The 25,228-nt window shown below is 69.2% G+C and carries 22 protein-coding genes; 13 read left to right on the forward strand and 9 right to left on the reverse strand.

All coding sequences use genetic code 11. The features are described 5' to 3' along the window. The first annotated feature begins 1,021 nt into the window (after nucleotides 1–1,021). Both ACFVDI_RS09645 and ACFVDI_RS09650 read left to right on the forward strand, forming a co-directional pair. A complete protein-coding gene (locus tag ACFVDI_RS09645) occupies nucleotides 1,022–2,398 on the forward strand; it encodes an adenylosuccinate lyase family protein (RefSeq protein WP_378903500.1) in 1,377 nt (458 codons plus the stop codon). 35 nt (nucleotides 2,399–2,433) lie between these two features. Beyond that, nucleotides 2,434–3,066, forward strand: a complete 633-nt coding sequence (locus tag ACFVDI_RS09650) for a DUF2461 domain-containing protein (RefSeq protein WP_378903503.1) — start codon at nucleotides 2,434–2,436, stop codon at nucleotides 3,064–3,066. Nucleotides 3,067–3,168: 102 nt separating this feature from the next. Here the strand turns inward: ACFVDI_RS09650 and ACFVDI_RS09655 are convergent, their stop codons facing one another. Beyond that, nucleotides 3,169–3,621, reverse strand: coding sequence for a nuclear transport factor 2 family protein (locus ACFVDI_RS09655; protein ID WP_378903506.1), 453 nt, complete (start codon nucleotides 3,619–3,621; stop codon nucleotides 3,169–3,171). A gap of 72 nt (nucleotides 3,622–3,693) precedes the next feature. Here ACFVDI_RS09655 and ACFVDI_RS09660 point away from each other — a divergent pair, with 72 nt between their 5' ends. Continuing rightward, a complete protein-coding gene (locus ACFVDI_RS09660) occupies nucleotides 3,694–4,938 on the forward strand; it encodes an MFS transporter (protein ID WP_378903509.1) in 1,245 nt (414 codons plus the stop codon). Nucleotides 4,939–5,054: 116 nt separating this feature from the next. After that, the gene (locus ACFVDI_RS09665) at nucleotides 5,055–6,908 is read left to right on the forward strand and encodes an acyl-CoA dehydrogenase (RefSeq protein ID WP_378903512.1); all 1,854 of its coding nucleotides are present in this window, start codon (nucleotides 5,055–5,057) and stop codon (nucleotides 6,906–6,908) included. Nucleotides 6,909–6,980: 72 nt separating this feature from the next. On the opposite strand, the gene ACFVDI_RS09670 is transcribed toward ACFVDI_RS09665, so the two are convergent. Continuing rightward, the gene (locus ACFVDI_RS09670) at nucleotides 6,981–7,856 is read right to left on the reverse strand and encodes a LysR family transcriptional regulator (protein ID WP_378903515.1); all 876 of its coding nucleotides are present in this window, start codon (nucleotides 7,854–7,856) and stop codon (nucleotides 6,981–6,983) included. An 81-nt stretch (nucleotides 7,857–7,937) separates the two neighbouring features. Here ACFVDI_RS09670 and ACFVDI_RS09675 point away from each other — a divergent pair, with 81 nt between their 5' ends. Together ACFVDI_RS09675 and ACFVDI_RS09680 are read left to right on the forward strand one after the other, a co-directional pair. Continuing rightward, nucleotides 7,938–9,158: an MFS transporter gene (locus tag ACFVDI_RS09675; RefSeq protein WP_378903518.1), complete on the forward strand. Its 1,221-nt coding sequence runs from the start codon at nucleotides 7,938–7,940 to the stop codon at nucleotides 9,156–9,158. 92 nt (nucleotides 9,159–9,250) lie between these two features. Continuing rightward, on the forward strand, nucleotides 9,251–9,613 hold the full coding sequence (locus ACFVDI_RS09680; protein ID WP_378903521.1) for a hypothetical protein: 363 nt from the start codon (nucleotides 9,251–9,253) through the stop codon (nucleotides 9,611–9,613). Between the two features lie 10 nt (nucleotides 9,614–9,623). Here ACFVDI_RS09680 and ACFVDI_RS09685 read toward each other — a convergent pair whose 3' ends face one another. After that, entirely contained in the window at nucleotides 9,624–10,523 is a 900-nt protein-coding gene (locus ACFVDI_RS09685; RefSeq protein WP_378903524.1) for a LysR family transcriptional regulator ArgP, read from the reverse strand. Between the two features lie 74 nt (nucleotides 10,524–10,597). On the opposite strand from ACFVDI_RS09685, the gene ACFVDI_RS09690 reads away from it, so the two are divergent. Both ACFVDI_RS09690 and ACFVDI_RS09695 read left to right on the forward strand, forming a co-directional pair. Further along, entirely contained in the window at nucleotides 10,598–11,206 is a 609-nt protein-coding gene (locus ACFVDI_RS09690) for a LysE/ArgO family amino acid transporter (protein ID WP_378903527.1), read from the forward strand. An 88-nt stretch (nucleotides 11,207–11,294) separates the two neighbouring features. Further along, nucleotides 11,295–12,236 carry an oxidoreductase gene (locus ACFVDI_RS09695; protein ID WP_378903530.1) on the forward strand — a complete coding sequence of 314 codons (942 nt, stop codon included), beginning with the start codon at nucleotides 11,295–11,297 and terminating at the stop codon, nucleotides 12,234–12,236. 208 nt (nucleotides 12,237–12,444) lie between these two features. Here the strand turns inward: ACFVDI_RS09695 and ACFVDI_RS09700 are convergent, their stop codons facing one another. Beyond that, on the reverse strand, nucleotides 12,445–13,236 hold the full coding sequence (locus ACFVDI_RS09700) for a crotonase/enoyl-CoA hydratase family protein (protein ID WP_378903533.1): 792 nt from the start codon (nucleotides 13,234–13,236) through the stop codon (nucleotides 12,445–12,447). Between the two features lie 38 nt (nucleotides 13,237–13,274). Here ACFVDI_RS09700 and pgm point away from each other — a divergent pair, with 38 nt between their 5' ends. Further along, a complete protein-coding gene (gene pgm / locus ACFVDI_RS09705; protein WP_378903536.1) occupies nucleotides 13,275–14,942 on the forward strand; it encodes a phosphoglucomutase (alpha-D-glucose-1,6-bisphosphate-dependent) in 1,668 nt (555 codons plus the stop codon). A gap of 19 nt (nucleotides 14,943–14,961) precedes the next feature. Here the strand turns inward: pgm and ACFVDI_RS09710 are convergent, their stop codons facing one another. Further along, nucleotides 14,962–15,414 carry a carboxymuconolactone decarboxylase family protein gene (locus tag ACFVDI_RS09710; RefSeq protein ID WP_378903538.1) on the reverse strand — a complete coding sequence of 151 codons (453 nt, stop codon included), beginning with the start codon at nucleotides 15,412–15,414 and terminating at the stop codon, nucleotides 14,962–14,964. A gap of 158 nt (nucleotides 15,415–15,572) precedes the next feature. Between ACFVDI_RS09710 and ACFVDI_RS09715 the strand changes: the two genes are divergently transcribed. Continuing rightward, complete coding sequence (locus ACFVDI_RS09715; RefSeq protein ID WP_378903541.1) at nucleotides 15,573–16,454, forward strand: sigma-70 family RNA polymerase sigma factor; 882 nt, start codon at nucleotides 15,573–15,575, stop codon at nucleotides 16,452–16,454. Here the strand turns inward: ACFVDI_RS09715 and ACFVDI_RS09720 are convergent. Beyond that, nucleotides 16,451–16,714 (reverse strand): WhiB family transcriptional regulator, encoded by a 264-nt coding sequence (locus ACFVDI_RS09720; RefSeq protein WP_378903544.1) that lies wholly within the window; start codon nucleotides 16,712–16,714, stop codon nucleotides 16,451–16,453. The genes ACFVDI_RS09715 and ACFVDI_RS09720 overlap by 4 nt on opposite strands. A gap of 200 nt (nucleotides 16,715–16,914) precedes the next feature. Between ACFVDI_RS09720 and ACFVDI_RS09725 the strand changes: the two genes are divergently transcribed. Both ACFVDI_RS09725 and ACFVDI_RS09730 read left to right on the forward strand, forming a co-directional pair. Then, a complete protein-coding gene (locus ACFVDI_RS09725; RefSeq protein WP_378903547.1) occupies nucleotides 16,915–19,983 on the forward strand; it encodes a M4 family metallopeptidase in 3,069 nt (1,022 codons plus the stop codon). A 72-nt stretch (nucleotides 19,984–20,055) separates the two neighbouring features. Next, a complete protein-coding gene (locus ACFVDI_RS09730) occupies nucleotides 20,056–20,769 on the forward strand; it encodes a Type 1 glutamine amidotransferase-like domain-containing protein (protein ID WP_378903550.1) in 714 nt (237 codons plus the stop codon). Here ACFVDI_RS09730 and ACFVDI_RS09735 read toward each other — a convergent pair. The 3 genes from ACFVDI_RS09735 to ACFVDI_RS09745 all read right to left on the reverse strand — a co-directional run bounded on the left by ACFVDI_RS09735 (nucleotide 20,766) and on the right by ACFVDI_RS09745 (nucleotide 23,900). Beyond that, complete coding sequence (locus ACFVDI_RS09735) at nucleotides 20,766–21,317, reverse strand: hypothetical protein (protein WP_378903553.1); 552 nt, start codon at nucleotides 21,315–21,317, stop codon at nucleotides 20,766–20,768. The genes ACFVDI_RS09730 and ACFVDI_RS09735 overlap by 4 nt on opposite strands. Nucleotides 21,318–21,440: 123 nt before the next feature. Beyond that, entirely contained in the window at nucleotides 21,441–22,691 is a 1,251-nt protein-coding gene (locus ACFVDI_RS09740; RefSeq protein WP_378903556.1) for a fatty acid desaturase family protein, read from the reverse strand. Between the two features lie 48 nt (nucleotides 22,692–22,739). Beyond that, complete coding sequence (locus tag ACFVDI_RS09745; protein ID WP_378903559.1) at nucleotides 22,740–23,900, reverse strand: ferredoxin reductase; 1,161 nt, start codon at nucleotides 23,898–23,900, stop codon at nucleotides 22,740–22,742. Between the two features lie 72 nt (nucleotides 23,901–23,972). Here ACFVDI_RS09745 and ACFVDI_RS09750 point away from each other — a divergent pair, with 72 nt between their 5' ends. Then, entirely contained in the window at nucleotides 23,973–25,154 is a 1,182-nt protein-coding gene (locus ACFVDI_RS09750; protein WP_378903561.1) for a PucR family transcriptional regulator, read from the forward strand. Nucleotides 25,155–25,228: the final 74 nt, after the last annotated feature.

Genomic DNA, 25,228 nt, shown 5'->3' on the forward strand with positions numbered 1-25,228 from the left:
CGAGGCATGACTTCCGAAGGCATCACTGTTGTGCCGAATGGGTCGACCGACTCCAGCAGAGTTAGACCGTCACTCAGTTGGCCGTATGGCGACCGACCTACGAAGCGATCGAAGTCGCCTGCGGCATCGAAAGTCCCACCTGACGGGTCAGCCAGCCTAGTGACCGTTCCACCAGCCGCGTCCCGGAGTTCAACGTAGGTGCCCACCGCCTCATTCTCGCCCTTCCAGCCATGCCGTTGCCCGTGGTTGAGGTCTCGCGGATCAGATGGCAGACCACCCCACGCGTCGCCAGTCGGTACGAGCGGCTGACTTCCCGGCCACTCGTGAGAACTTTCTCTACTGACTCAAGGCGGCCTTCGGCCGCGAGCGCGGCCTCCGGGGGCGTGCGGCCTGGCGGCCGGTCCCCCTACGTGCCGCGCAAATGAAGAAGAGCGCCCAGTCCGTAGACCAAGCGCTCACTCTCCAGGGCAGCAGCTAGAACCGCTCGACCCGCCGAGGTCGTTGCTTCTCACTCACGAGCCACACCAGTTCTTCCGCCGATGACGAGGGCGGGGGCAGCCGTGGCGGCATACGTTGTCCAGCCCTCGACGAGTCGACCAGGCGTAGGCTTTCGCACGTCAGGGGCAAGCCCCCGAACCCCCGCCGAGGGGGCCAGGTGCCGGAATGGGTGACGCTCCGCCCCCGCGATACGGACACTCGCACGTGCCCCCAAGATGCCCCCGATACGCTTGGACAGGCCCTTCGTTGCCATGAAGAGCCAGCACGGAATCCCGGTCCACGGAAGCACGAACGGGCGGATGTGGGGTGGGGTAATCTGATTCCCAAGGTTGATGTCGCGAGTTCGAGTCTCGTCGTCCGCTCCACAGATCCAGGTCGTGCCGTTTGGCACGGCCTGTTTCAGTTCACTTGCACGATCCAAGTGATGCGGCACACGATCACGGGTGTTTGCGCTTTGTGTCGATTAAGATTGGGTTTCTGTTTTCCCATCACTGTGTGAACGACACGTAAAGGATCACTCGCCATGCCCGCGGGCTCGAGCAACCGATTCACCGACGGACGAGTCCCCGACCACGGCATCGGAGACCTCTTCACCTACGAGGCACGCCTGCAGGCGCGGCTCGACGTGGAGGCGGCGCTCGCCGAGGCCGAGGCGGCCGTGAAGGTGATCCCCGCGGAGGCCGGCGAGGCGATCGCCGAGGCCGCCGACCTGGACAAGCTCGACCTGGACCGCATCGAGAAAGCGACCGCCGAGCACAGCCATCCACTGACCCCGCTGGTCGAGGAGCTCTCCCGGGTCGTCGGCAAGAAGCACGGCGGGTGGGTCCACTGGGGCGCCACCACGCAGAACATCACCCAGACCGCCGACCTGATCCTGATGCGCCAGGCGCACGACACGATCCTCGACCTGCTCGGTGACCTGCTCCGCTCGCTGTCGAAGGTCGCCGAGGCCGGCGCCGAGGTGCCGATGCCGGGACGTACGCACTCCCAGCACGCCGTCCCGATCACCTTCGGCTTCAAGGTCGCCATCTGGATCGACGAGATCGCGGCGCACGTCGACCGACTTCGCTCGGTCGAGGACCGCGTCTTCCGGCTCCTGATGGGCGGGGCCGCCGGCACCATGGCCTCCTTCGGCTCCCACGCCCGCGCCATCGAGACCGAGACCGCCTCCCGGCTCGACATGGGCTCGATGCCGGTCCCCTCGCGCGCGATCAACGACGGCATGGTCGAGTGGGTCTCGATCCTCGGTCTCCTCGGCGGCACCGCCGGCAAGATCGGCAAGGACGTCTACTCGATGATGCAGCCCGAGTTCGGCGAGGCCTTCGAGCCGATCCCCGAGGGCACCATCGGCTCCTCGACGATGCCTCACAAGCGCAACCCGCAGCTGACGTTGGACGTGATCACCGCCGCCACGCAGCTGCGCGGGCTGGTCGCCCCGGCGATGGAGTCGATGCTCCACGACCACGAGGCCAACGGCGCCATGACCGGCATCCTCGAGGACGCGGTCGCGCAGGCCTCGCGCCTCGCGGGTGATGTCCTGGCCCGGCTCGTGGTCATCTTCACCGGCCTGACCTTCGACGAGGACCGCATGCGCGCCAACCTGGCCCTGTCCGGCGGTCTCATCGGCTCCGAGTCGCTGATGCTCGAGCTCGGTGAGCGCATCGGCCGCCAGGTCGCCCACGACGTCGTCTTCGAGCTGGCCCAGCGTTCCGCCGTCGAGGAGCTCGACTTCGCCTCGCTGCTCGCCGAGTCCCCCGAGGTTTCCGAGCACTTCACCCGCGGCGAGATCGCCGACCTGCTGGACCCGTGCCGCCACCTCGGTGAGTCCGCCAACATCGCTCGCGCCATGGCCGAGCACGCCCGCCGGGTGGCCGACACCATCCAGATTCCCGCCGTCTGAGGCTGGCTTTCCACGGACGTCGATAGGCTGCGTACGTGGCTTTCGAAGGTTTTCCCGTTGCGGCGCTCGACTTCTACGACGACCTCGAGGTGGACAACACCAAGTCGTTCTGGGAAGCCCACAAGCACATCTACAAGGAGTCGGTGCACGCGCCGATGAAGGCGCTCACCGACGAGCTCGCCGAGGAGTTCGGCAGCGCCAAGATCTTCCGGCCCTACCGCGACGTACGTTTCTCGAAGGACAAGCTCCCCTACAAGACCCACCAGGGAGCGTTCGTGGCGGTGGCGCCACAGACCGGCTACTACGTCGAGGTATCCCCGCGCGGCATCCGCACCGGCGGCGGCTGCTACTGGTTCGAGCCGCCTCGGCTGGCCGCCTTCCGCGACGCCATCGTCCACGACCACTACGGCCCCGACCTGGAGAAACGCCTCGCGGTCGCGGAGAAGAAGGGCTACGAGGTCACCGGCGACCGCCTCAAGACGGCCCCGCGCGGCATCGACAAGAACCACCCCAAGATCGAGCTCCTCCGCCACAGGTCCATCCACCTCGGCCGCACCCTCGGCTTCGACGACGTCATCCACACTGCGGCCCTCGTCGACGAGGTCAAGAAGGACTGGCGGGCCGTACGTCCGTTGGTGGAGTGGATCGCGGAGCACGCGGTGGCCTGACGTCGTGCTTGCGGGGTCTGGCGGGGGTAGTCCAGGGAGTTTCCGTCGGTTACCGGCCGGTATTACGACGGAAACTCCCTGGACTATCCCGCCAGACCGGCCTCACGCCGACGTAAAGCTCGCCATCGTGCGCTCGGGCTCCCAGAAGGCCTTCATGGACTTGATCCGGCCGTCCTCGTTGACGGTGTAGACCATGATCAGGTCGGTCGTGGTGTGACTGCCGTCCGGGAAGCTCGTCTTGATGCGGCCGATGTTGGCGCAGGTGTTGCCCTCGGGGTTGGCGAAGGAGTCGTTGATCTCGAACTCGAACCTGTGGACCGAGGCGATCGCCTTCTCCCAGAACGCCTTCAGCCCCTCGTGACCGTGGTGGCCCTTGCCCTCGGGGTCGAACATCGACGGCCCGACGGGGTCCTCGAGGACGCAGTCCTCGGCGTAGATCGTCAACCACTCGTCGAGGTCGCCCTTGGCGACGGCGGCATAGGAGCGCTGCCCGGCCGTACGTGCCGGGTGTTCGTCGTCGGGGGCGTTCCAGGTGATGGCGTCGGAGGAGATCATGCAGGTGATCGTACGCCGAAACTGTAACGTGTTCTACCTGATCACCGACTCCTGCCCGGCTAGGGTCACCGGGTGACCGTCTCGGAGACCGATCGCAGGACCGCGACACCGGGACGGGACTTCAACCGGCTCTGGCTGGCGACGGCGACGAGCCAGGCCGGGTCGACGATCGCCTACGGCGCCCTGCCGCTGGTCGCGGTGCTCGTCCTGGACTCGTCCACGTTCCAGGTGTCGCTGCTGGCGGCGCTGTCCGGGTTCGCGGCCGCGGCAGCCGGAGTACGGCTCGGCCCCTGGATCGAGTACCGACACAAGCGACCGACGATGATCGGCGCCGACCTGATCCGGTTCGCGGCGATGCTCAGCATCCCGGCAGCCGGCCTCCTGGACCTGCTCACCTATGTGCACCTGTGCGTCGTCGGCGTCCTCGCGGCGACCTGCGAGCTCGCCTTCACCGCCGCCTCCGGCGCGCACCTGAAGGCGCTGGTCGCCCCGGAGGCCAGGCTCGCCGCGACGAGCCGGCTGGAGACGACGTTCTGGACCACGTTCACCGCGGGCCCACCGATCGGTGGCGCTCTCGCCTCCGTGTTCGGGCCGACGCTGACGGTGCTGGTCGACGCCGTGACCTACCTGCTCTCCGCGCTGGGCATCCGCTCGATCCGTACGCCGGAGCCGCAACCGCCGGCACGGAAGCCGCAGCACTGGCTGGCCGAGGTGACCGCCGGCTGGCGCTACATCTTCGCCCGGCCCGACCTGCGCGCGCTCTTCCTGAACGCCGCCCTCTTCGGCTCGTGCGTGATCGCGACCAGCCCGCTGCAGACCGTGCTGACGCTGCGGGAGCTCGGCATTGAGCCATGGATGTACGGCGTCGCCATGGGCCTCCCCTGCCTCGGCGGCATCCTCGGCGCCATGTGCGCACCTCGCCTCACCAGCCGGCTCGGCGAGCGAACGGTGCTGCTGGGATCGGGCGTCGCCCGGACCGTCTGGACCGTCCTGATCGCGCTCACCCCGGCCGGTGCGGCCGGGTTCGCCTGGTTCACGGCCGCCAACTTCGGACTGATCCTCTGCGCGGGCGTCTTCAACCCGACCTTCGCCACCTACCGGATGCGCGAGACCGACGACGACCACATGGCGCGGGTGCAGGCGGCCTGGTCGATCACGATGAAGGTCGCCCAGCCGGTCGGCGTACTGGCAGCCGGGGCACTTGCCGCCGCGACGAGCCCACGGACCGCGATCGCGGTGGCCGGCGGCGTACTCCTGCTCTCCTCCGGGCTGCTCCCCTGGCGTTCCGCTGTGACGAAGAACCCTACCTGTGAGTAGCCCCGGGCTTGCCACCCCCTGACCGCATGCCTATTCTTGATGTTACCCGCCAGTAGTGCGTGCCGATCGGCGCTCCCGCAACTGGTACATCCGACAAAGGTTATGAAGGTGGATCAGTGAGCCACTACAAGAGCAATCTCCGCGACATCGAGTTCAACCTGTTCGAGGTCTTCGGCACCGACAAGGTTCTCGGCACGGGTCCCTTCGCGGACCTGGACGTCGACACCGCGAAGGAGATCCTCGCCGAGGTCGAGCGTCTTTCGCGCGAGGACCTCGCGGAGTCGTTCGTCGAGGCCGACCGCAACCCGCCGGTCTTCGACCCCAAGACCAACACCGCTCCGGTCCCGGCCGCGTTCAAGAAGTCGTACGACGCGTGGATGGAGTCCGGCTTCTGGAGCCTGCAGACTCCCGAGCAGATCGGCGGCCAGGTGGCCCCGAACTCCCTGATCTGGGCGACCGCCGAGATGCTGCTGGGTGCCAACCCGGCGATCTGGATGTACGGCGCCGGCCCCTTCTTCTCGAAGGTCGTCTACGAGAACGGCAACGACCGCGACAAGCGCATCGCCGAGATCATGGTCGAGCGCCTGTGGGGCTCCACCATGGTGCTGACCGAGCCCGACGCGGGCTCCGACGTCGGCGCCGGCAAGACCTTCGCCACCCCCAACGAGGACGGCTCCTGGAACATCACCGGCGTCAAGCGCTTCATCACCAGCGCTGAGTCGGACCTGCAGGAGAACATCATGCACCTGGTCCTCGCCCGCCCGAAGGGCGTCGAGGGCATCGGTGGCCCGGGCACCAAGGGCCTCTCCCTCTTCCTCGTGCCGAAGTACCACTTCGACCACGAGACCGGTGAGCTCACCGGCGAGCGCAACGGTGCGTACGTCACCAACGTCGAGCACAAGATGGGCATCAAGGTCTCCAACACCTGCGAGCTCACCTTCGGCGACCCGCAGGTCGGTGGCGGCGAGGCCGCCAAGGGCTGGCTGCTGGGCGAGGTGCACGACGGCATCCGCCAGATGTTCGACGTCATCGAGAACGCTCGGATGATGGTCGGCACCAAGGCCATCGCGACCCTGTCGACCGGCTACCTGAACGCGCTGGAATACGCCAAGACCCGCGTCCAGGGCGCCGACCTGACCAAGGCCGCCAAGACCGACCCGCGCGTCACGATCACCCACCACCCCGACGTGCGTCGCTCGCTGCTCGTGCAGAAGTCCTTCGCCGAGGGCATGCGCGCGCTGGTCTACTACACGACCTCGTGGCAGGAGAAGGTCGTCCTCACCGAGGACGGCTCCGACGAGAACAAGCTGGCCGCCGCGGTCAACGACCTGCTGCTGCCGATCGTCAAGGGCTACGGCTCCGAGCGCGCCTGGACGCTGCTCGGCACCGAGTCGCTGCAGACCTTCGGTGGGTCGGGCTTCCTGCAGGAGTACCCGATCGAGCAGTACGTCCGCGACGCCAAGATCGACTCGATCTACGAAGGCACCACCGCGATCCAGGGCCAGGACTTCTTCTTCCGCAAGATCGTGAAGAACCAGGGCGCCGCGCTCGGCCACGTCGCCGGCGAGATCCAGGCGTTCCTCGACAACGAGGGCTCCGCCGAGCTCAAGGAGTCGCGTGCCCTGCTCGCGACCGCGCTCGAGGACGTCAACGCGATCGTCGGCCACATGTTCAACGACCTGATGGCCTCCCAGGAGGAGATCACCAACATCTACAAGGTCGCCCAGAACACCTCGCGCCTGCTGCTCGCCGTCGGCGACGTCGTGGTCGCGTGGCTGCTGCTGCGCCAGGCCGAGATCGCCCTCGCGGCCCTGGCCGGCGACCCCGGCAAGGACAAGGACTTCTACACCGGCAAGGTCGCTGCTGCGAAGTTCTTCGCCTCCTACAACCTGCCCAAGCTGACCGCTGAGCGCGCCATCGCCGAGGCGATCGACAACTCGATCATGGACCTGCCGGAGTCGGCTTTCTGATCTCCAGGTTCTGATTGCACGTACGCTGCGGCCCGCCCGGTTCTCCGGGCGGGCCGCTTCGTCGTCCGCCGCTCAGATCGCGGAGGCGGTGACCGCGTCGGCGAGCCGTGCAGCGGCCGCGGAGATCCGGCGGTTGCTGGCGACGGCGAGCTGGAAGGACCAGTCCAGACCCATCGGGACGGCGACGACCCCCGGATCGCCCTCGACCGACGCGCGGGGCACGATCGAGACCCCCAGACCGCGACAGACGAGGTTGCGGGCGAGCTCGAAGCTGGTGACCTCGGTGCGGACCGTCCGGGGGACGCCGGCGGCGGCGAACGCGGCGTCCACGACCGTGCGGTTGCCCCATCCAGTCGGGAAGTCGACCCAGGTCTCCTCGGCGAGATCGGCGGCGGTCACCGCACCGGCTCGCGCCAAGCGGTGGCCGGGCGCGCAGACGAAGACCAGCTCGTCGCCGTGGATGCGGGTCAGCGTCAGTCCGGGCAGCGAGGCCGCGGGCGTGGAGACCAGGGCGAGATCGAGGGCGCCGGAGCGTACGTCTGCCTCGCTGGTCGCGCTGCCGGAGATGGTCTGGCGCATGCGCACGGTGATGCCGGGGTGGCGGGCGGCGAAGCCCTGCAGCACCTCGGCGATGTTCCAGCGGCCGGTGTAGGAGAGCGTGCCGAACAGGACGGTGCCGACCACCTGACCGCGGGCTCCGGCGACCGCCTCTCGTGCAGCCGCGATGCCGGCGAGCACCTCGCGGGCGCGCGGGAGCAACGCCTCGCCCTCGGCGGTGAGCGCGAGGCGGTGGTAGCCGCGCTCGATCAGTGGTGCCCCCAGCCCGCGCTCGAGCTGCTTGATGGCCGCGGAGACGGCGGACTGCACGACGCCGACCCGGTCCGCGCCGGCGGTGAAGCTGCCGGTCTCGGCGACGGCGACGAAGTACTCCAGCTGGTGAGGCTGCACGATTCCACTATCGCAGATCGTGATGGTTACCTTCGACAAGATTCGTTGGAGATGATCCTGTGCACCGGCGAGCATGGAGGCATGACGACAATCCAGGCCGAACGCCGTAGCGAGCGGCTCCACCACCTCCGCGGGTTCTGGTCGGTGGCGTTCCTGTTCGCGGTGACGATGGCCTTCGCAGCCGCGCCGGCACCTCTCTATGTCTTCTACGTCGACGAGCAGGGCTGGGGCTCGTTCGTGATCACGGTGGTGTTCGCGACGTACGGCGCAGGGGTGGCGATCTCGCTCTTCCTCGCCGGCCACCTCTCGGACCGGTTCGGGCGGCGGCGGGTGGTGGCCCCGGCGGTGCTGCTCAACGTGCTCTCCGCACTGATCTTCCTCTCGACCCACGAGCTGGGCTGGCTGCTGCTGGCGCGGCTGCTGTCCGGACTGGGGGTCGGGATGCTGACCGCGACCGCGACGGCCCATCTCGCCGAGCTGCACCGGACCGCACGGCCGGAGGCGCCGGCGACCCGGGCCGAGGTGGTCGCGACGGCGGCCAACATCGGTGGGCTCGGACTGGGTCCGCTGGTCGCCGGGGCCCTGGCCGAGTGGGCACCGCGCCCGCTCTACACGCCCTACGCGGTCTTCGCGTTCCTCATGGTGATCGGGCTGCTGGCGGTCGTGGCTGCCCCGGAGACGGTCGACACCGACCAGCCGGGGTGGACCTACCGGCCGCAGCGGGTGCGGGTGCCTGCCGACGCACGCAGCGCCTACTTCGCCGCCGGGATGGCCAGCTTCGTGGCGTTCGCGATGTTCGGCTTCTTCACCTCGCTGGTGCCGTCGTTCCTCGCTGACGAGCTCGGTCTCCACTCGCACGTCGTCGCGGGCATGGTCGGCTTCTCCATCTTCGGGGCCGCGGCGCTCTTCCAGGTGCTCGCCGGACGCTGGCAGCGCCGTCAGCTGTACGTCACCGGCCTGGTCGCACTCACCGCCGGACTCCTCCTCGTGGTCGGCGCCCTCCTGTCCGGCACGTTCTGGGTGCTGGTCGTCGGGGCCGTCGTCACCGGGGCCGGGTCCGGGATGTCGTTCAAGGCGGCGGTCGCGACCGTGATCTCGGTGGCGCCGGCGGACAGCCGCGGCGAGGCGCTGGCCGGGCTCTTCCTGATGGCCTACGTGGGGATCACGGTGCCCGTGGTGCTGTTGGGGATCATGGTTCAGTACGTCTCGACCGGGCCCGCGGTGATTGCCTTCGGCGTGCTCCTGCTGGTGCTGCTCGGGGTCGCGGCGCGCGGGGTGGTCGGGACGCGGCGTACAGCCTGAACGGCTGCGAGTCCGTGATGCGGGGGACGGTATGGCGGCCTGAAACGGCTGGGTAGCGTGGCGCGCCTGCCCCCAACCTCTGGAGTTCTTCCATGACCATCGGCCTAGGAATCATCCTGCTGGTCCTCGGACTCGTCCTGCTCACCAGCGCCGTGGATCTGCCCGACGAGGTCGCCAACGCGATCGCCAGCGAGCCACTGGGCTGGATCTTCGTCGTCACCGGCGGCCTCGCGATCGTGATCGGCGTGCTGCTGTCGGTGAACCGGTCCCAGCACACCACCGCGGTCGAGCACCGCCAGTACGACCCCGGCCCCTACGGCGGCCCCCAGGGCCACTACCCGCCCGGCCCTCAGTCGCCCCCGCAGGGGCACTACCCGCCGGCCGGGCAGCCCATGCCGGGCAACGGCCCTCAGGGCCAGCACTTCGGTGCCGGCTACCCGGGCGGCCGGGCCTGACCCGTTCCGTTCAGCGACGGCGCGTCGGGCGTAGCCCGGAGCGGGCGGCGCGGCGTACGGCCTCGCTCAGGTCGTCGAGGGCGATCGAGTCGAGGCGCCAGCGCTGCCAGAAGAGCTGGACGTCGATCGGCTTCGCGCCGGGAAGCGGGACCGTTCCGCCGGACTGCAGGTCGGCCTCGGCCTGGGCGTCGAGGAGCATCCCCCAGCCGAGGCCACGCCTGATGGCCTCGTGGAAGTCGTGGCTGCTCGGGACCCGGTGGACGACCGGCGGCCGAGTCGCGCCGTGCGCCGCGAGCACCTCGTCTTGGAGGTGGTCCTTCTCGTTGAAGACGATCATCGGCATCGCGCTCCACTCGATGCCCCTGCCCTTGCGGTGGCGCTCGACGAGCGCCGGGGCCGCGCCTGGTGTGTAGCGGAGCCTCCCCAGCGGCTCGACGGTGCATCCCTGGACCGGCTTCGGCTCGCTGGTGACTGCGGCGAGGACCTCGCCGCGACGCAGCGCGTCGGCGGAGTAGCCCTGGTCCTCCACGGTGATCCGCAGCGCGGTCCGGTCCCAGGTCGCGACCTCGTCGAGCACCGGGCGGAACCAGGTCGCGAGCGTGTCCGCGTTGACCACGACCGAGAGGTCGACGGCGTCGTCGTCGGTGTCGCCCGTCCTCAGGGTCGCGGCGGCCTCGGCGAGCAGCAGGCGGAGCTGTCTTCCTTGTCTGATCAGGGGCTCGCCGGCCTCGGTGGGCGTGCACGGCGTCGTACGCCGCACCAGCACCTGACCGGCCGCGCGCTCGAGCGCCCGGATCCGCTGGCTGACGGCGCTCGGGGTGACGTGGAGGCGGCGCGCGGCAGCATCGAAGGTGCCTTCCTCGGCGATCACGACGAGGGTCTCGAGCTGGGTCGGGTCGAGGGCGGGCATGTCTTAAGTGTGGCTTATCTTCGGTTAGATTCTTTCGCTGGTCTGTTGGTAGGCGGCGCTCTAGCGTCGGTGGCGTGATCAACGCCAGCCTCGCCGGACTCCTCACCGGGCTCAGCCTCATCGTCGCCATCGGGTCCCAGAACGCGTACGTCCTGCGGCAGGGCATCCTGCGCTCGCACGTGCTGGTCGTGGTGAGCGTGTGTGCGGTCTCCGATCTGGTCCTCATCTGCGCCGGCGTCGGCGGGATGGGGGCGGTCGTCGCCCGGGCGGGCTGGGCCGTCGAGGTGCTGCGATGGCTCGGGGTGGCGTTCCTCGGCTGGTACGGCATCGGGTCGTTCCGGCGGGCGCTGCGCCCGTCGGCTCTGGCAGCGGCGGACGCGCCCCGCGAGGCACTGCCCCGCGTGATCGCCAAGGCCGCCGCCTTCACCTGGCTCAACCCGCATGTTTACATCGACACACTTGTGCTCCACGGGTCGATCGCGGCGACGTACGGCTCGGCGCGGTGGGGGTTCGCCCTCGGTGGGTGCTTGGCCAGCATCATCTGGTTCGCCGGCCTCGGCTACGGCGCACGGCTCCTCGGTCCGCTGCTCGCCAGCCGGCGGGCGTGGCAGGTGCTCGACAGCCTCATCGGGTGCATGATGCTCGCGATCGCCGGTGGGCTCGCGCTCGGCGGGCTGGGCTGATCGGGTCGGGCTGATCGGGCTGGGCTGATCAGCAGGGATCGGCCGTCAAATGCGTCCATTGTGTGGAGTCGCCGCCTAGTGTGGCCACATGCCGTGGACAACCTCCGATATTCCTGACCTGACCGGCAAGAACGCCGTGGTGACCGGACCGACGCTGGGCGGGATCGGCTACTTCACCGCGCGTGGCCTCGCGGCCGCCGGCGCGCGGGTGATCCTGGCGGGGCGGTCGTGGGAGAAGCTCGACGCGGCCGCGGCCGCCCTGGCCGAGGCGGTTCCGGGCGCCAAGGTCGACCGGGTCGCGCTCGACCTCTCCTCGCTCCAGGCGGTGCGAGCCGGTGCCGAGGCGATCGCCGCAGCGACCTTCGACGGCGGTGGGCCGCTGCATCTGCTGGTCAACAATGCGGGCGTGATGGCGACGCCGCAGTCACGCACCGTCGACGACCTCGACCTGCAGATGGCGACCAACCACTTCGGGCCGTTCCTGCTCACCGGGCTGCTGCTCGAGCCGCTGGCCGAGAGCGGCGACGCGCGGATCGTGACCGTGTCGAGCATGATGCACAAGATGGCCCGCAAGGCGCCGTTGGGCTACCCGACCGTGCAGGTCGGGCGGTACTCACCCTGGAACGTCTACTCGCAGTCCAAGCTCGCCAACCTGCTCTTCACCTTCGAGCTCCAGCGGCGCCTGGAGAAGGCGGGGCTGCCGATCGCTGCATACGCCGCCCACCCGGGGCTCGCCTCGACGCGTCTGATGGCGAACGGCACGTCCAGGCGGCTGATCGCGCCGATCGCGAGCATCAGCGAGGCCGCGGTCCACGCCATGGCGCAGACCCCCGAGGCGGGCGCCTGGCCCGCGCTGATGGCGGCGACCTATCCGGGGCTGGAGCCGGGGACGTACATCGGGCCGAGCGACGCCTTCGAGGCCCGCGGTGTGCCGAAGCCGGTCACCGCGTCGCGGCTCGCGCGCGACGCGGAGGCGGCGCGGGCGCTGTGGGAGCTCTCCGAGCAGACCACCGGTATCGCCTACCCCTGACCAAAGTCTGACCCCGGTCGCCCTCATCGAGACTCTCGGCGGCGCTGCGGGCGTCGTCGGCGGCATCGTCGCGGCGATGGTCGTGGCGTGGATCGTCGCCCGGGCGAGATCAAGCGCCGTCGCAAGCACGCCGAGGCGTCAGCCGCGCAGGCCGAGACTGCAGAAGTGGCGGCTCGACCGCCACAAGTGCGGACTCGGCTGAGGAGGGTCAGCGGCGGGGCTTGTAGGTCGGCTTCTCGCGCTTGAAGGCGGCCTCGCGGGCGATCTTGGTGTTCTCGCCGAAGAGGAGACGGAGCTGCTCGATGCGCTCGCGGGAGAAGGTGCGCTTGATGGGGGCGTACCAGGTGTCGTTGAAGAGGCGCTTGGCGGCGGCGAGCTGGTCCGGGGAGCGCTCGGAGAGCTTGCGGGCGAACGCGGTGGCGGTGGCCACCGGGTCCGCGGAGAGCTCGGTGACCAGGCCCAGCTCGTAGGCACGCTCGCCGGAGAACTGCTCGGCGGTCATGGTGAGCTTCTTCGCGGTGTCGATGCCGACGACCTCCGACAGCGACCGGATGCCGGTCATGTCGGGGATGATGCCCCACTTGCCCTCGAGGACGGACCACTGCGAGTCGGGCTCGGCGATGCGGAAGTCGGCCCCGAGCGCGATCTGTACGCCGCCACCGAGGCAGTGGCCGTGGACGGCCGCGATCACCGGGACCGGCAGCCGGCGCCACGCCCAGACCGACTCCTGGAAGAGGTTGGTGCCACGGAAGGGCACGGGGACGAACGCGCCGACGATCTTCTTCGGGTCGCGCAGCACCGAGGCGAAGTCGAGACCGGCGGTGAACGCGTCCCCCTCACCGGCGATGACCACCGCGCGCAGGTCGTGGTTCCTGCGGAGCTCCTTGGCGGTGTCGACCAGCTCCTGGAGCAGGTCGAGGGTCAGCGCGTTGAGCTTGTCAGGGCGGTTGAGACGCACCTGGGCGATGCCGTCGTTGATTTCGGTGGTGACGAGGGGCATGGGGAGAAGACTACGGGGCAGTAGGCATGATGGGTCACATGGCTGACCCACGCGCTGGAACGCTCGCTACGCCCGCCGACCTGGTCGACGTACCTCACCTGGTCGCCTCCTACTACAACCTGCAGCCCGACCCCGAGGATCCGGCGCAGCAGGTCGTCTTCGGCACCTCGGGGCATCGAGGGTCCTCGCTCAGGTCGGCCTTCAACGAGACGCACATCCTGGCCACGACCCAGGCGATCGTCGACTACCGGACCTCGCAGGGAATCGACGGGCCGCTGTTCATCGGGCGTGACACCCACGGTCTCTCCGAACCCGCGTGGGCGAGCGCGCTGGAGGTGCTGGTCGCCAACGACGTACGCGTCCTGGTGGACGACCGCGACGGCTACACGCCCACCCCGGCGGTCTCGCACGCGATCCTCCGTGCCAACGCCGGGCGGCTGGTCTCGACAGGCTCGACCACCAGAGGAAGCCTCGCCGACGGGATCGTCGTCACACCGTCGCACAACCCGCCCACCGACGGCGGCTTCAAGTACAACCCGCCCCACGGCGGCCCCGCCGACTCCGACGCCACCAAGGTCATCGCCGCCCGCGCCAACGAGCTGATCCGGGCCGGTCTGGCCGGCGTCAAGCGGGTGCCGTTCGCCGCGGCGCGGCGGAAGGCCGAGGCGTACGACTTCCTGGGCACCTACGTCGACGACCTGCCCAACGTCGTCGACCTGGCCGCCATCCGCGACGCCGGGGTGCGGATCGCGGCGGATCCGCTGGGCGGGGCCTCGGTCGCCTACTGGGCCGAGATCGCCGAGCGACACAAGATCGACCTCAACGTGGTCAACGAGCTGGTCGACCCGACCTGGCGGTTCATGCCGCTGGACTGGGACGGGAAGATCCGGATGGACTGCTCCTCCCCCAGCGCGATGGCCGAGCTGGTGCGCTTCCTGGAGAGCACCCCGGAGTTCGACATCGCCACCGGCAACGACGCCGACTCCGACCGGCACGGGATCGTCACCCGCGACGCCGGGCTGATGAACCCCAACCACTTTCTCGCGGTCGCGATCGACCACCTCTTCGGTGGCGCCCGCCCGGAATGGCCCGCCACCGCGCGGATCGGCAAGACGCTGGTCTCGTCCTCGATGATCGACCGGGTCGCCGGAGCGCTCGACAAGCCTCTGGTCGAGGTGCCGGTCGGGTTCAAGTGGTTCGTACCGGGACTCATCGACGGCTCGTTCGGCTTCGGCGGGGAGGAGTCGGCGGGCGCCTCGTTCCTCCGATTCGACGGCACCGTGTGGACCACCGACAAGGACGGCATCATCCTGGCGCTGCTCGCCTCCGAGATCCTGGCACGCACGGGGAAGTCGCCGTCGGAGCGCCATGCCGAGCTGGTCGCTGCACATGGGGAGCCGGCGTACGCCCGGATCGATGCCCCCGCCTCGCGCGAGGAGAAGGCGAAGCTCGCGGCCCTCTCGCCCGAGGCCGTCACCGCGACGACGCTGGCCGGCGAGGAGATCACCGCCAAGCTCACCGAGGCGCCCGGCAACGGCGCGGCCATCGGAGGCCTCAAGGTGACCACCGAGTCGGCCTGGTTCGCCGCCCGTCCGTCGGGCACCGAGGACGTCTACAAGATCTATGCCGAGTCCTTCCGCGGACCCGACCACCTGGCCCAGGTGCAGGAGGAGGCCAGGGCGGTCGTCTCGTCCGCCCTGGCCTGATCTGGAGCCGTTCCCGGGGTCAGCGCATCCAGAAGGGGTTCTCGGCGTCCTCACGCACCGTCACGTTGACCCGGTTGAAGAGGTTGTGGGTGGCGATGCAGAGGACCAGCGCGGCGGTCTGTCGCTCGTCGTAGTGCTTGGTGACCTCGCGCCAGAGCTCGTCCGGCACGGCGTCCTCGGCATCGGCGAGACGGGTCACGGCGTCGGTGAGCGCGAGCGCCGCCTTCTCGGCCTCGCTGAAGAAGGGCGACTCCCGGTAGGCGGCGAGGCCGACGATCTTCTCGATCGGAAGACCGACCTCGTCGACCCGGACGGCGTGGCCCTGGAGGCAGGCCGCGCAGCCGTTGAGCGAGCTGACGCGCATCGCGATCAGCTCGGTCGTGGTCTCAGGAAGGCCGCCGTCCGCGACAGCGGCGAGGAGGTTGCCGATGCCCTTGTAGGCCTGCGGGATGACTTCTGCTGGGTTCTTCATTCGGTTGCTCATGCCATCCCTGACCCGGCCGGACGGACAGATGTGACGGGTCCGAGAAAGAAAAATTTCTTTCACCGGATCGGTCACATCTGGTCTGCTTCACGTGTCGGGTCTATGGGGCGAGAAGGCCCCGGAGACCTCGAGAACCAGGAGTGGAGATGCAGCAGGAGTGGCTGGCCGAGCGTTTCGAGGAGGAGCGGCGGCATCTGTTCGGGGTGGCCTACCGGATGCTCGGGTCGACTTCCGAGGCCGAGGACGCCGTCCAGGACGCCTGGCTCCGACTGAGCCGGACCGACGCGGACGAGATCGACAACATCGGCGGCTGGCTGACGACCGTGGTCGCACGCGTCAGCCTCAACATGCTCCGCACGCGCAAGACCCGCGGCGAGCTGCTTCTCGAAGATCGACTGCCGGAGCCCACGGTCGTGCTCGACGACGCCACCACCCGGGACCCCGCGGAGCGCGCGATGCTCGCCGATTCGGTCAGCGTCGCTCTCCTGGTCGTGCTCGACCAGCTCTCCCCGGACGAGCGGCTGGCCTTCGTACTCCACGATCTCTTCGCGGTGCCGTTCGACGAGATCGCGACGATGCTCGACCGCTCCTCGGACTCGACCCGCCAGCTCGCCAGCCGCGCGCGCCGCCGGGTCCGAGGACGTACGCCGCACCCGGATATCGCCGCGCAGCGCGAGGTCGTCGACGCCTTCTTCGCCGCAGCCCAGGACGGTGACCTGAACCGGCTGATCGGTGCCCTCCACCCCGAGGTGGTCCTGCGGGCCGACCTCGGCACCGGGATCACCACCTACCGTGGGGCCGCGAAGGTCGCCGGCAACGCCGTCATGTACGCCCACGCCGACCGGATCACCCACGACGCCCTCGTCAACGGCTCCGCCGGTGTCGTCATCACCTTCCACGGCAAGCTCTACAGCGTCATGGCCTTCACCGTGGTCGACGGCCGGATCACCGAGATCGAGGCGTACGCCGCCCCCGCCCAGGTCGCGAAGCTCGCCGAGAGCCTGGGGCTGGAGTCAGCGCACGCCTAGGCGGCCTGGCGGCGGGGTCGGCCGCGGCCGCGCTTGTGGGTGACCACCTGGCCGCGCTCGACGATCTCGCCGCCCCAGACGCCCCACGGCTCGGCACGCGACAAGGCACCCGAGAGGCACTCGCGCATCACCGGGCAGTCGAGGCAGCGGTCTTTGGCCACCTCGAGGGCGGCGGGGGACTCTGAGAACCACAACGCAGAGTCGTCTCCGTGGCACGGCAGGCCGGCGGCGTACAAAGGCGGGATGATCTCCAAGGGCACCCCACGAGAATCTGCGCCTGAGGTAGGCCCGCACATCGGGAAACTACCTTAGATCGCCCCCGAGGGCCTCGCCTGAGGATCTCCAGAGGAGGAATCGTTTAGGACTCGTGATTCGCGTTTGCACCCCTCTTCGGCGCAAATCTCTCTACGATGCGAAACGCCGCGACCTGACGCGGCGCATCCCCGAGAGGAGCAACCCCGTGCAGCTCGGAAAGCAGGGAATCAGCCTTGCGCTCGTCGCCGCCGGCCTGGTGATCACACCGGTCGCCGCGGTCGCCGCGAAACCGGATCCCAGCGGCATCGACCAGCTGAAGGCCACGGCCGACCAGACCGTCACCCTCAAGAAGGAGGGCGCGAGCGGCCTGATCGGCTTCGTCTCCACCCGGGGCGATCTGCTGCCCCGCGTGGCCGCCGACTCGAAGTCCGAAGCGGCCGCGAAGGCGCGTGAGTACCTCGATGAGTACGCCTCGGTCTTCGGCGCGGAGGCCGGCCAGCTCGACCAGTCGAAGGTGACCACCACCCCGGCCGGCTGGACGGTCGAGTTCGAGCAGGCCTACAAGGGCGTGCCGGTCTTCGGCGGCGTCCTGAAAGCCCACGTCGACAAGGCCGGTGACCTGACCTCGGTCAACGGTTTCGCCGCCCCCGACCTCGATCTGAGCACGACCCCGAAGTGGTCGAAGGAGGAGGCCAGCGCCAAGGCGCTCGAGCTGGTGAAGTCGAAGCCCGCCCAGGCCCACCCCGACAGCAAGATCGACACCACCGGCGTCGAGGTCGTCAAGGCCGACCTCAACATCTACCGCATGGGTGCGGCCCAGGGCGTGAGCGGCAAGAGCCTGCTCGCCTGGGTCGTCGAGGTGTCCAACCAGTCCACCGTGCGCGAGACCCTCGTGCTCGACGCCGCCAGCGGCAAGCCGGTCAACCGCTACTCGATGCTCCACGCGGCCACCGACCGCGAGCTCGTCGAGAAGCACAACACCCCGGAGACCACCGACGACGCGACCGTCTGGCGCGAGAACGACGCCTTCCCGGGCACGCTCGACCAGGACCAGCAGAACGAGGTCGCCAGCACCGGAGAGTCCTACTGGCTCTTCAAGAACACCTTCGGTCGCGACTCCTACGACGGCAACGGTGCGAAGATGGTCACGGTCAACAACGACCCGGCGATCTCCTGCCCGAACGCCAACTGGAACGGCGAGACCACCAACTACTGCTCCGGGGTCACCTCCGACGACGTGGTGGCGCACGAGTGGGGCCACGCCTACACCGAGCACACCTCCGGCCTGATCTACCAGTGGCAGCCGGGTGCGCTCAACGAGGCGTACTCCGACATGTGGGGCAACACGGTCGACTTCCTCAACGCGCGTGAGAACACCACCGACGACGTGGCCCGTACGGACGGACAATGCTCCTCCTCCACCCGCGGTGCCATCACGCTGACGATCAACTCGCCGGCCGACGTCGCCGGGGACTGCCCGGCCGCCGCCGCCAACTTCGGTCCGGTCTACCCGACCGCCGGGGTGACCAGCGACATCGTGGTCGGCCTCGACGCCGCCAACAGCGGCGGTCCGACGACCACCGACGGTTGCTCGCCGCTGGAGAACGCCGCTGCGGTCAACGGGAAGTTCGTGCTCGTCGACCGCGGCACCTGCCCGTTCGTCCAGAAGGTCGCGAACGCGAAGAACGCCGGCGCCAAGGGCGTCGTGATCGCGTTCCTGCAGGGTCAGCCGGTCAGCAGCATCTCCGGCACCTCCGACATCTACGGTGCGACCACCGACTACGCCACCGGCCAGAAGATCAAGAACGCCACCGGCCCGGTCAACATCACCATCAAGGACGTCTCCGGGTCCAAGGACGAGTCCGTGCGCTGGCTGATGGGTGAGGACTCGACCGCCTTCGGCGGGGCGATCCGCGACATGTGGAACCCCAACTGCTACGGCGACCCGGGCAAGGTCTCCGACGAGGAGTACCACTGCGACGGTGCCACCGACTCCGGTGGCGTCCACGTCAACTCCGGTGTCGTCAACCACCACTACGCACTGCTCGTCGACGGCGGCGCCTACAACGACGTCAACGTGGCGAGCATCGGCCTGGACAAGGCGGCCAACCTGATCTGGCACGCCCAGACCAACTACCTGACGCCGACCTCGGGCTTCCCCGAGTACGCCCAGGCGATGGTCTCCTCCTGCGCCGACCTGATGGGCGTGACCACGCTCAAGAAGCTCACCCTGGGCACCTCGACGCCGCAGACCGGCGGCGGCGAGACTCCGGGGGGCGAGGCCACGGCTCCGGCTCTGGACCCGATCACGGCCGATGACTGCGCCGCGGTCGCGGCGGCCAACACGGCCACCGAGCTCACCAAGGAGCCGGTCCAGTGCAACTTCGGTCCGATGCTCGACCCGAACACCCCCGCCCTGTGTGGCGAGGGCACCAACGAGGTGACCACCTACACCGAGGACTTCGAGGACGGTCTGACCGGTTGGACCCAGGACGCCGAGGCCGGCATTCCCGGCAACGACTACCCCTGGGAGGCCGGCAGCGACATCGAGGGCAACACCAGTGGTCTCGCGTTCGCGCCCGACCCCAACGAGGGTTCCTGCGGGTCCGCCACCGGTGACATCACCAGCCGGAACGGCCTGATCAGCCCGACCCTCACCGTGCCCGAGGGCCTCTCGCCACGGCTGAGCTTCGACCACTCGGTGCTCACCGAGTGGGGCTACGACGGTGGCAACGTCAAGGCCTCGGTCAACGGCGGCGAGTTCGAGCTCATCGACCAGGCTGCGTACGCCTTCAACGCACCGGGCGGCACGATGAGCACCGGAAGCGGCTACATGGAGGGCCAGGCGGCCTGGACCGGCTCCGACGGCAACAGCTTCACCGGTGAGTGGGGCACCACCATCGTGAAGCTCGACTCCATCGCGGCCGCGGGCGACACCGTGCAGTTCCGCTTCGACTTCGGTCGCGACGGCTGTGGTGGCGCCAGGGGCTGGGCCATCGACAACGTCTCGGTGAGCTACTGCACCGAGAAGGCGGTCCCGGAGATCTCCGCCACCTCGCCCCAGCGCGGCAAGGTAGAGATCACCGTCGACGGCAAGCGCGCCACGGGCGAGATCGTCGTCAGCGAGAACGGCATCCGCGTCGGCCGCTTCACCCTGAAGAAGGAGGAGGCGACCTTCCGGGCGCTCCGAGGCACGCACACCTACGAGGTGGCCTACTCGGGTGACCGCAACAACGAGGCGATCACCGAGACGGTGACCGTCAGGGTCAAGTAACCCTCACACCTGCGAAGGCCCCGCCGGAAAACAACGTCCGGCGGGGCCTTCCGTATCCCTACACTCACCCTCATGCGCGGAACGATCCTGACCCTGGGCGGTGGCGGCTTCTCGATGCCGGAGGTGCACGGTCGGGACTTCTCCCCGCTCGACGCGGAGCTCGGCCGGCTGACCGGGACGGAGCGGCCCAGGGTCTGTTTCATCGCGACCGCGAGCGGCGACGCCGACAGCTACCACGACAAGTTCCTCGCTGCGTACGCCGACCGGTCCGAGGCGACCGTGCTGTCGCTGTTCAACAAGGCACCCGAGGGCTACGAGCTCCCGATCAACGAGCTCGAGCAGCTGCTCGACCAGGACATCGTCTACGTCGGCGGTGGGTCCACGGCCAACCTGCTCGCCGTCTGGCGACTGCACGGACTGCCGGCCCTCCTGGAGAAGGCCGCCGCAGGCGGGACCGTCCTGGCGGGGATCTCGGCCGGGGCCAACTGCTGGTACGAGGCCTCCTCGACCGACTCCTTCGGACCCACCGCGCCGCTTCCCGACGGCCTGGGTTTCCTCCCCGGCTCGTTCTGCCCGCACTACCTCGGCGAGGCGGACCGGCGCGAGACGTACGTCCGGTTCGTGGGCTCCGGGGCGCTGCCCGCCGGCTACGCCGCCGACGACGGCGTCGCGCTGCTGTGGCGCGACGGCGAGCTGGTCGAGGTGCTCAGCGAGCGGCCCGACGGAGTGGCGTACGCCGTCGGGCCGGACGGGGAGACCCCGCTCGACGTGCGGGTTCTCGACTAGGGCAGGTAGAGCAGGCCGTACGTCGCGAGGTGGCAGAACCCGAACAGCGCCGGCGCCCACACCTCGATGTTGCTCATCGGCAGGTAGCGCGAGCTGTCACGACCGAGGCCGACCGCCGACCACTCCGCGACGCCGGGCGCCGCGGGCAGCTGCTTCTCGAGGTGGGAGATGACGGCGTACTTGCCACTCGCCATCTGCCGGTAGGAGCGGATGATCCAGAACCAGCCGAGGCACAGGCCCAGGGCGGCGATCAGCGCGACCGTGAACAGCCACGGCCGCTCGGGGCCGCTGGCCACGAGCGCGGTGCCGGCGACCAGGACGCCGAGGTCGAGGATCAGGAAGAACGCGCTGGTGATCGTCCGCCGCACGCTGAGCCGCTCGGCCTCGGCGACGTAGAGCTTGTACTGCTCGAAGAGCACCGCGCGGTCACCGCTGGAGAGCACGTCGGGAGGCAGCACCCACAGGCCCTCGGCGAGCGCCGACGGGTTCGGCTCGTTGGCGGTCACATAGCTGCGCACCGCGGTCCGCGACTCAGCTCCGGGAATCAACTCGTTCTCCATAGTGCCTAGTTGTCTACCGGTCCCGGCGGGTGATGTCCATACGACGTTCGTCACCGTGGCGCAGGTGTCTCCGTAGCGTTCCCTACCCCACGACGCCTGACGCGTATCGACTCAGATGGCCTTGCCGACGGAGGCGGCGCCGGCCGCCTCGAACTCCTTCAGCAGGCGGCGGCGGGTGCGGGTGTCGCCACGGACGGCCTTGACCAGCTTCACCACCTGGCTCGGCGCGTTGCGCACGTTGGTGGACTCGAGGAAGCCGTTGGGCAGCGAGAGGCGCAGCACCTTGTGCCATGCGGACGCGACCTGCTGCGGCATCGGCGCGGTGTGGTAGTTGAGGCCGTACTTGTCGAAGAGGGCACGGACCTTCGGCGCGATCTCGGCGTAGCGGTTCGAGGGCAGGTCCGGGAAGATGTGGTGCTCGATCTGGTGCGACAGGTTGCCGGTCATCACGTGCAGGAACTTGGAGCCCGAGATGTTCGCCGAGCCGAGCATCTGCCGGACGTACCACTCGCCGCGGCTCTCGTTCTCCGGGATGTCCTTGAGCTCGAAGGTCTCCACGCCCTCGGGGAAGTGACCGCACATGATCACCGAGTGGGTCCACACGTTGCGGGTGAAGTTGGCGATCACGTTGGCCAGCAGCGTGGTCGGACCGGAGAGGGTCACCATCGAGACCAGCGGGTGGGCGACGTAGTCCTTGAACGCCTGGCGGCGGATCTTGGCGAGCGTACGCTTCGCGGCCATCTCCCACTCGGCGGACGGACGGCGGCCCTTCTTCTTCTGCCGGATCACCCGGCCGAGCTCGAGGTCGTAGGCCGCGATCCCGTACTCGAAGATGCACATGTTGAGGAAGTTCATCGCGGGCTGGAACAGGCTCGCCGGCGTCCAGCGCTGCTCCTCGTCGACGCGCATGATGCCCCAGCCGAGGTCGTTGTCCTTGCCGACGATGTTCGTGTAGGTGTGGTGCAGCTCGTTGTGGGAGTGCTTCCAGCCCTCGCTCGTCGAGGCGTTGTCCCACTCCCACACGGTGGAGTGGATCTTCGGGTCACGCATCCAGTCCCACTGGCCGTGCATGATGTTGTGGCCGATCTCCATGTTGTCCAGGATCTTGGCGATCGAGAGACCGACGGTGCCGACGACGAACGCCGGCGGGAAGATGCTCGCGAGCAGGACCGCGCGGGAGCCGAGCTCCAGCGAGCGCTGGACCTTGATGACCTTGTGGATGTACGCCGCGTCGCGCTCGCCGCGGGTGTCGATGACCTCTTGGCGGATGGCGTCGAGCTCACGGCCGAGCTGCTCGATGTCCTCGCGGGTCAGGTGGGCGATCGGGCCGGTGTAGGCCGGGGCATCAGGTGCGATGGTCATGGCTGTCTCACTTCTCGTCTGTGTGGGGGCTGGTCGTTCGAGCCTTGGTCAGGAGGCGGGGTGGTCGATGACGCACTCGCCGGCGGCGGCGGAGATGCAGGTCTGGATCGGTACCCCTTCGGGGCCGGTCTCACCCGGGCGGGCGACGGTGAGCTCGCCGTTGCGGAGGTCGCGGACGGCGCCCTCCTTCATCGGGAGCACACAGCCGAAGCAGATGCCCATGCGGCAGCCGCTCGGCATGAGGACGCCGGCCTCTTCGGCGGCGTCGAGGATCGGCTTGTCACCAGGTGCCTCGACGGTCTTGCCGGCGAAGGCGAGGGTGCCGCCCTCTCCGGTGACGACCGTCGCCAGGCGGAACTGCTCGGTCTGGAGCGGCAGGCCCTCGGCGTCGTACCAGGCCTGGAGGTTGTCGAGGAGCCCGGCCGGGCCGCAGGCGTAGGCCTTCCGCTCCTTCAGGTCGGGCACGAGCTCGGTGAGGGTGTCGACGTCGAGGCGGCCCTCGGAGCCGGTGTAGCGGGTGACGAGGCGGATCGCGCCGGCCTCGTGGAGGGACTCGAGGTTGCGGATGAAGATCGAGTCGGGGCGGCTCGGGGCGACGTGGACGACGGTGACGTCGAGGCGCTGGTGCTCGACGACGCCCTCCTCGGTGACCGGGAAGAGGTTGCGCAGCATCCCGATGACCGGGGTCACGCCGGAGCCGGCGGTGACCATCAGGAACTTGTGGCCGCGCAGGTCGCTGGGCAGTACGAAGTCGCCGGCCGCCTGCTCGAGGTGGACGATCTTGCCAGGGCGCAGGCGGCGCACCAGGTGGCTGGAGACCTTGCCGTCGGGGACGGCCTTGACGGTGATCGAGATGAGGCCGTCCTTGCGGGGGCCGTGGGTCAGCGAGTAGGCCCGCCAGTGGCGTACGCCGTTGACGTCGACGCCCACGCGGACGTACTGACCCGGCGTGTGGCCCGACCAGTCGGCGCCGGGCTTGATCTCGATCGTGGCCGCGTCGGCGGTCTCCGGGGTGACCTTGACGATGCGTCCGCGCAGGTCGGCGCCGGGCCGCAGCGGGTTGAACATGTCGAGGTAGTCGGCCGGCGCCAGGGGCGTGGCGATCTTCTCGGCAACCCCCCACGCCTTGCGCGAGATCCGTGCCCGCCATGCGGGGCGCCTGGCCTCGCCCGGGGCGAACAGTGCGGGGGACGTGGACATCTCAACCATGTATTCCATGATGCTATTTGTGCGAGGTAAACTCCTGTGTCAGCGACGTGAATCTGATAGGCGGATTTATACGTGACGAACAAAAGTTCCCGAGATGCCCTGACGCTTTCGTCCTATGACGTCCATCTGACACCCGAGATCGTCGCATCGATCCGGGAGGTGCTGCCCAGGGTCAGCGAGGACGTCGTGGCAGCGATCACCGCGGAGGTGCCTGCCTATCGCGACGCCTTCTCGGGCCCGATGGGCGAGACGATCCGTACGGCCGTGGGCATCGCGCTGGGCGGATTCCTGTCACTGGCCTCGGTGGACGAGCTTCCGGCCGAGGTCGCGACCGCCACTCCCCCAGCGCTCGAGGGTGCCTACGGGCTGGGGCGCGGAGAAGCCCGTTCCGGCCGGACGACCGAGGCCCTGCTGGCGGCTTACCGCATCGGCGCACGGGTCGCCTGGCGAGAGCTCTCCAGCAAGGCCGTCGAGGGCGGCATGGCCCCGGAGGGATTGGTCGAGTTCGCGGCGCTGGTCTTCGCCTGGATCGACGAGATCTCCGAGGCCTCCGCCGCCGGGCACGCCGACGAGCGCGCCACCACCGGCCGCGTGCAGCGCCAGCTGCGCGAACGGCTCGCCAGGCAGCTGCTGGCCGGCGCAACCCCGGAAGAGCTCGACGACGCGGCGGTCCGCGCCGAATGGACCCCACCGAGCACGCTCACCGCTGTGCTCGTCCCCAACTCCCAGGTCGGCACCATCCTCGCCAAGGTCAACCAGGCGACGCTGGAGCACGACGATCTGGTCGACCTCGACGATTACACCCTGCTGCTCGTCCCGGACGCCCACGGCCGCCGGCGCCGAGCGCTGATGAAGGCGCTGGAGGGACGCCGGGCGGTCGTCGGGCCGGCCAAGCCGTGGCGAGAAGCCCGCATCTCCTACGAGCGCGCCCGGCGCGCCCACGTCGCCGGCCTCGGCTCCGACACCGAGCAGCACCTCGTCGAGCTGGTCCTCTCCGCCGACACCGACGCCCGCGAGGACCTCCGCGCCCAGGTCCTCGCCCCGCTGGCCGAGCTGCGTCCCGCCACCGCCGAGAAGCTCACCGAGACCCTCCGCTCCTGGCTCCTGCACCAGGGCCGCCGCGACGAGGTCGCCGCCGAGCTCTTCATCCACCCCCAGACCGTCCGCTATCGGATGGGGCAGCTGCGCGAGGCGTACGGGGACCGGCTCGACGACCCTGCGACGCTCCTGGCCCTCACGGTCGCCCTGGGCTGATCTCGACCGGGTGTCGATGGTCGTCATGCGCCTGAGGCCAGACCGGTTCCGGACGCATGCCTTCCGCTTTCCCG

The sequence above is a fragment of the Nocardioides sp. NPDC057767 genome, from assembly GCF_042798275.1.
Lineage (GTDB): Bacteria > Actinomycetota > Actinomycetes > Propionibacteriales > Nocardioidaceae > Nocardioides.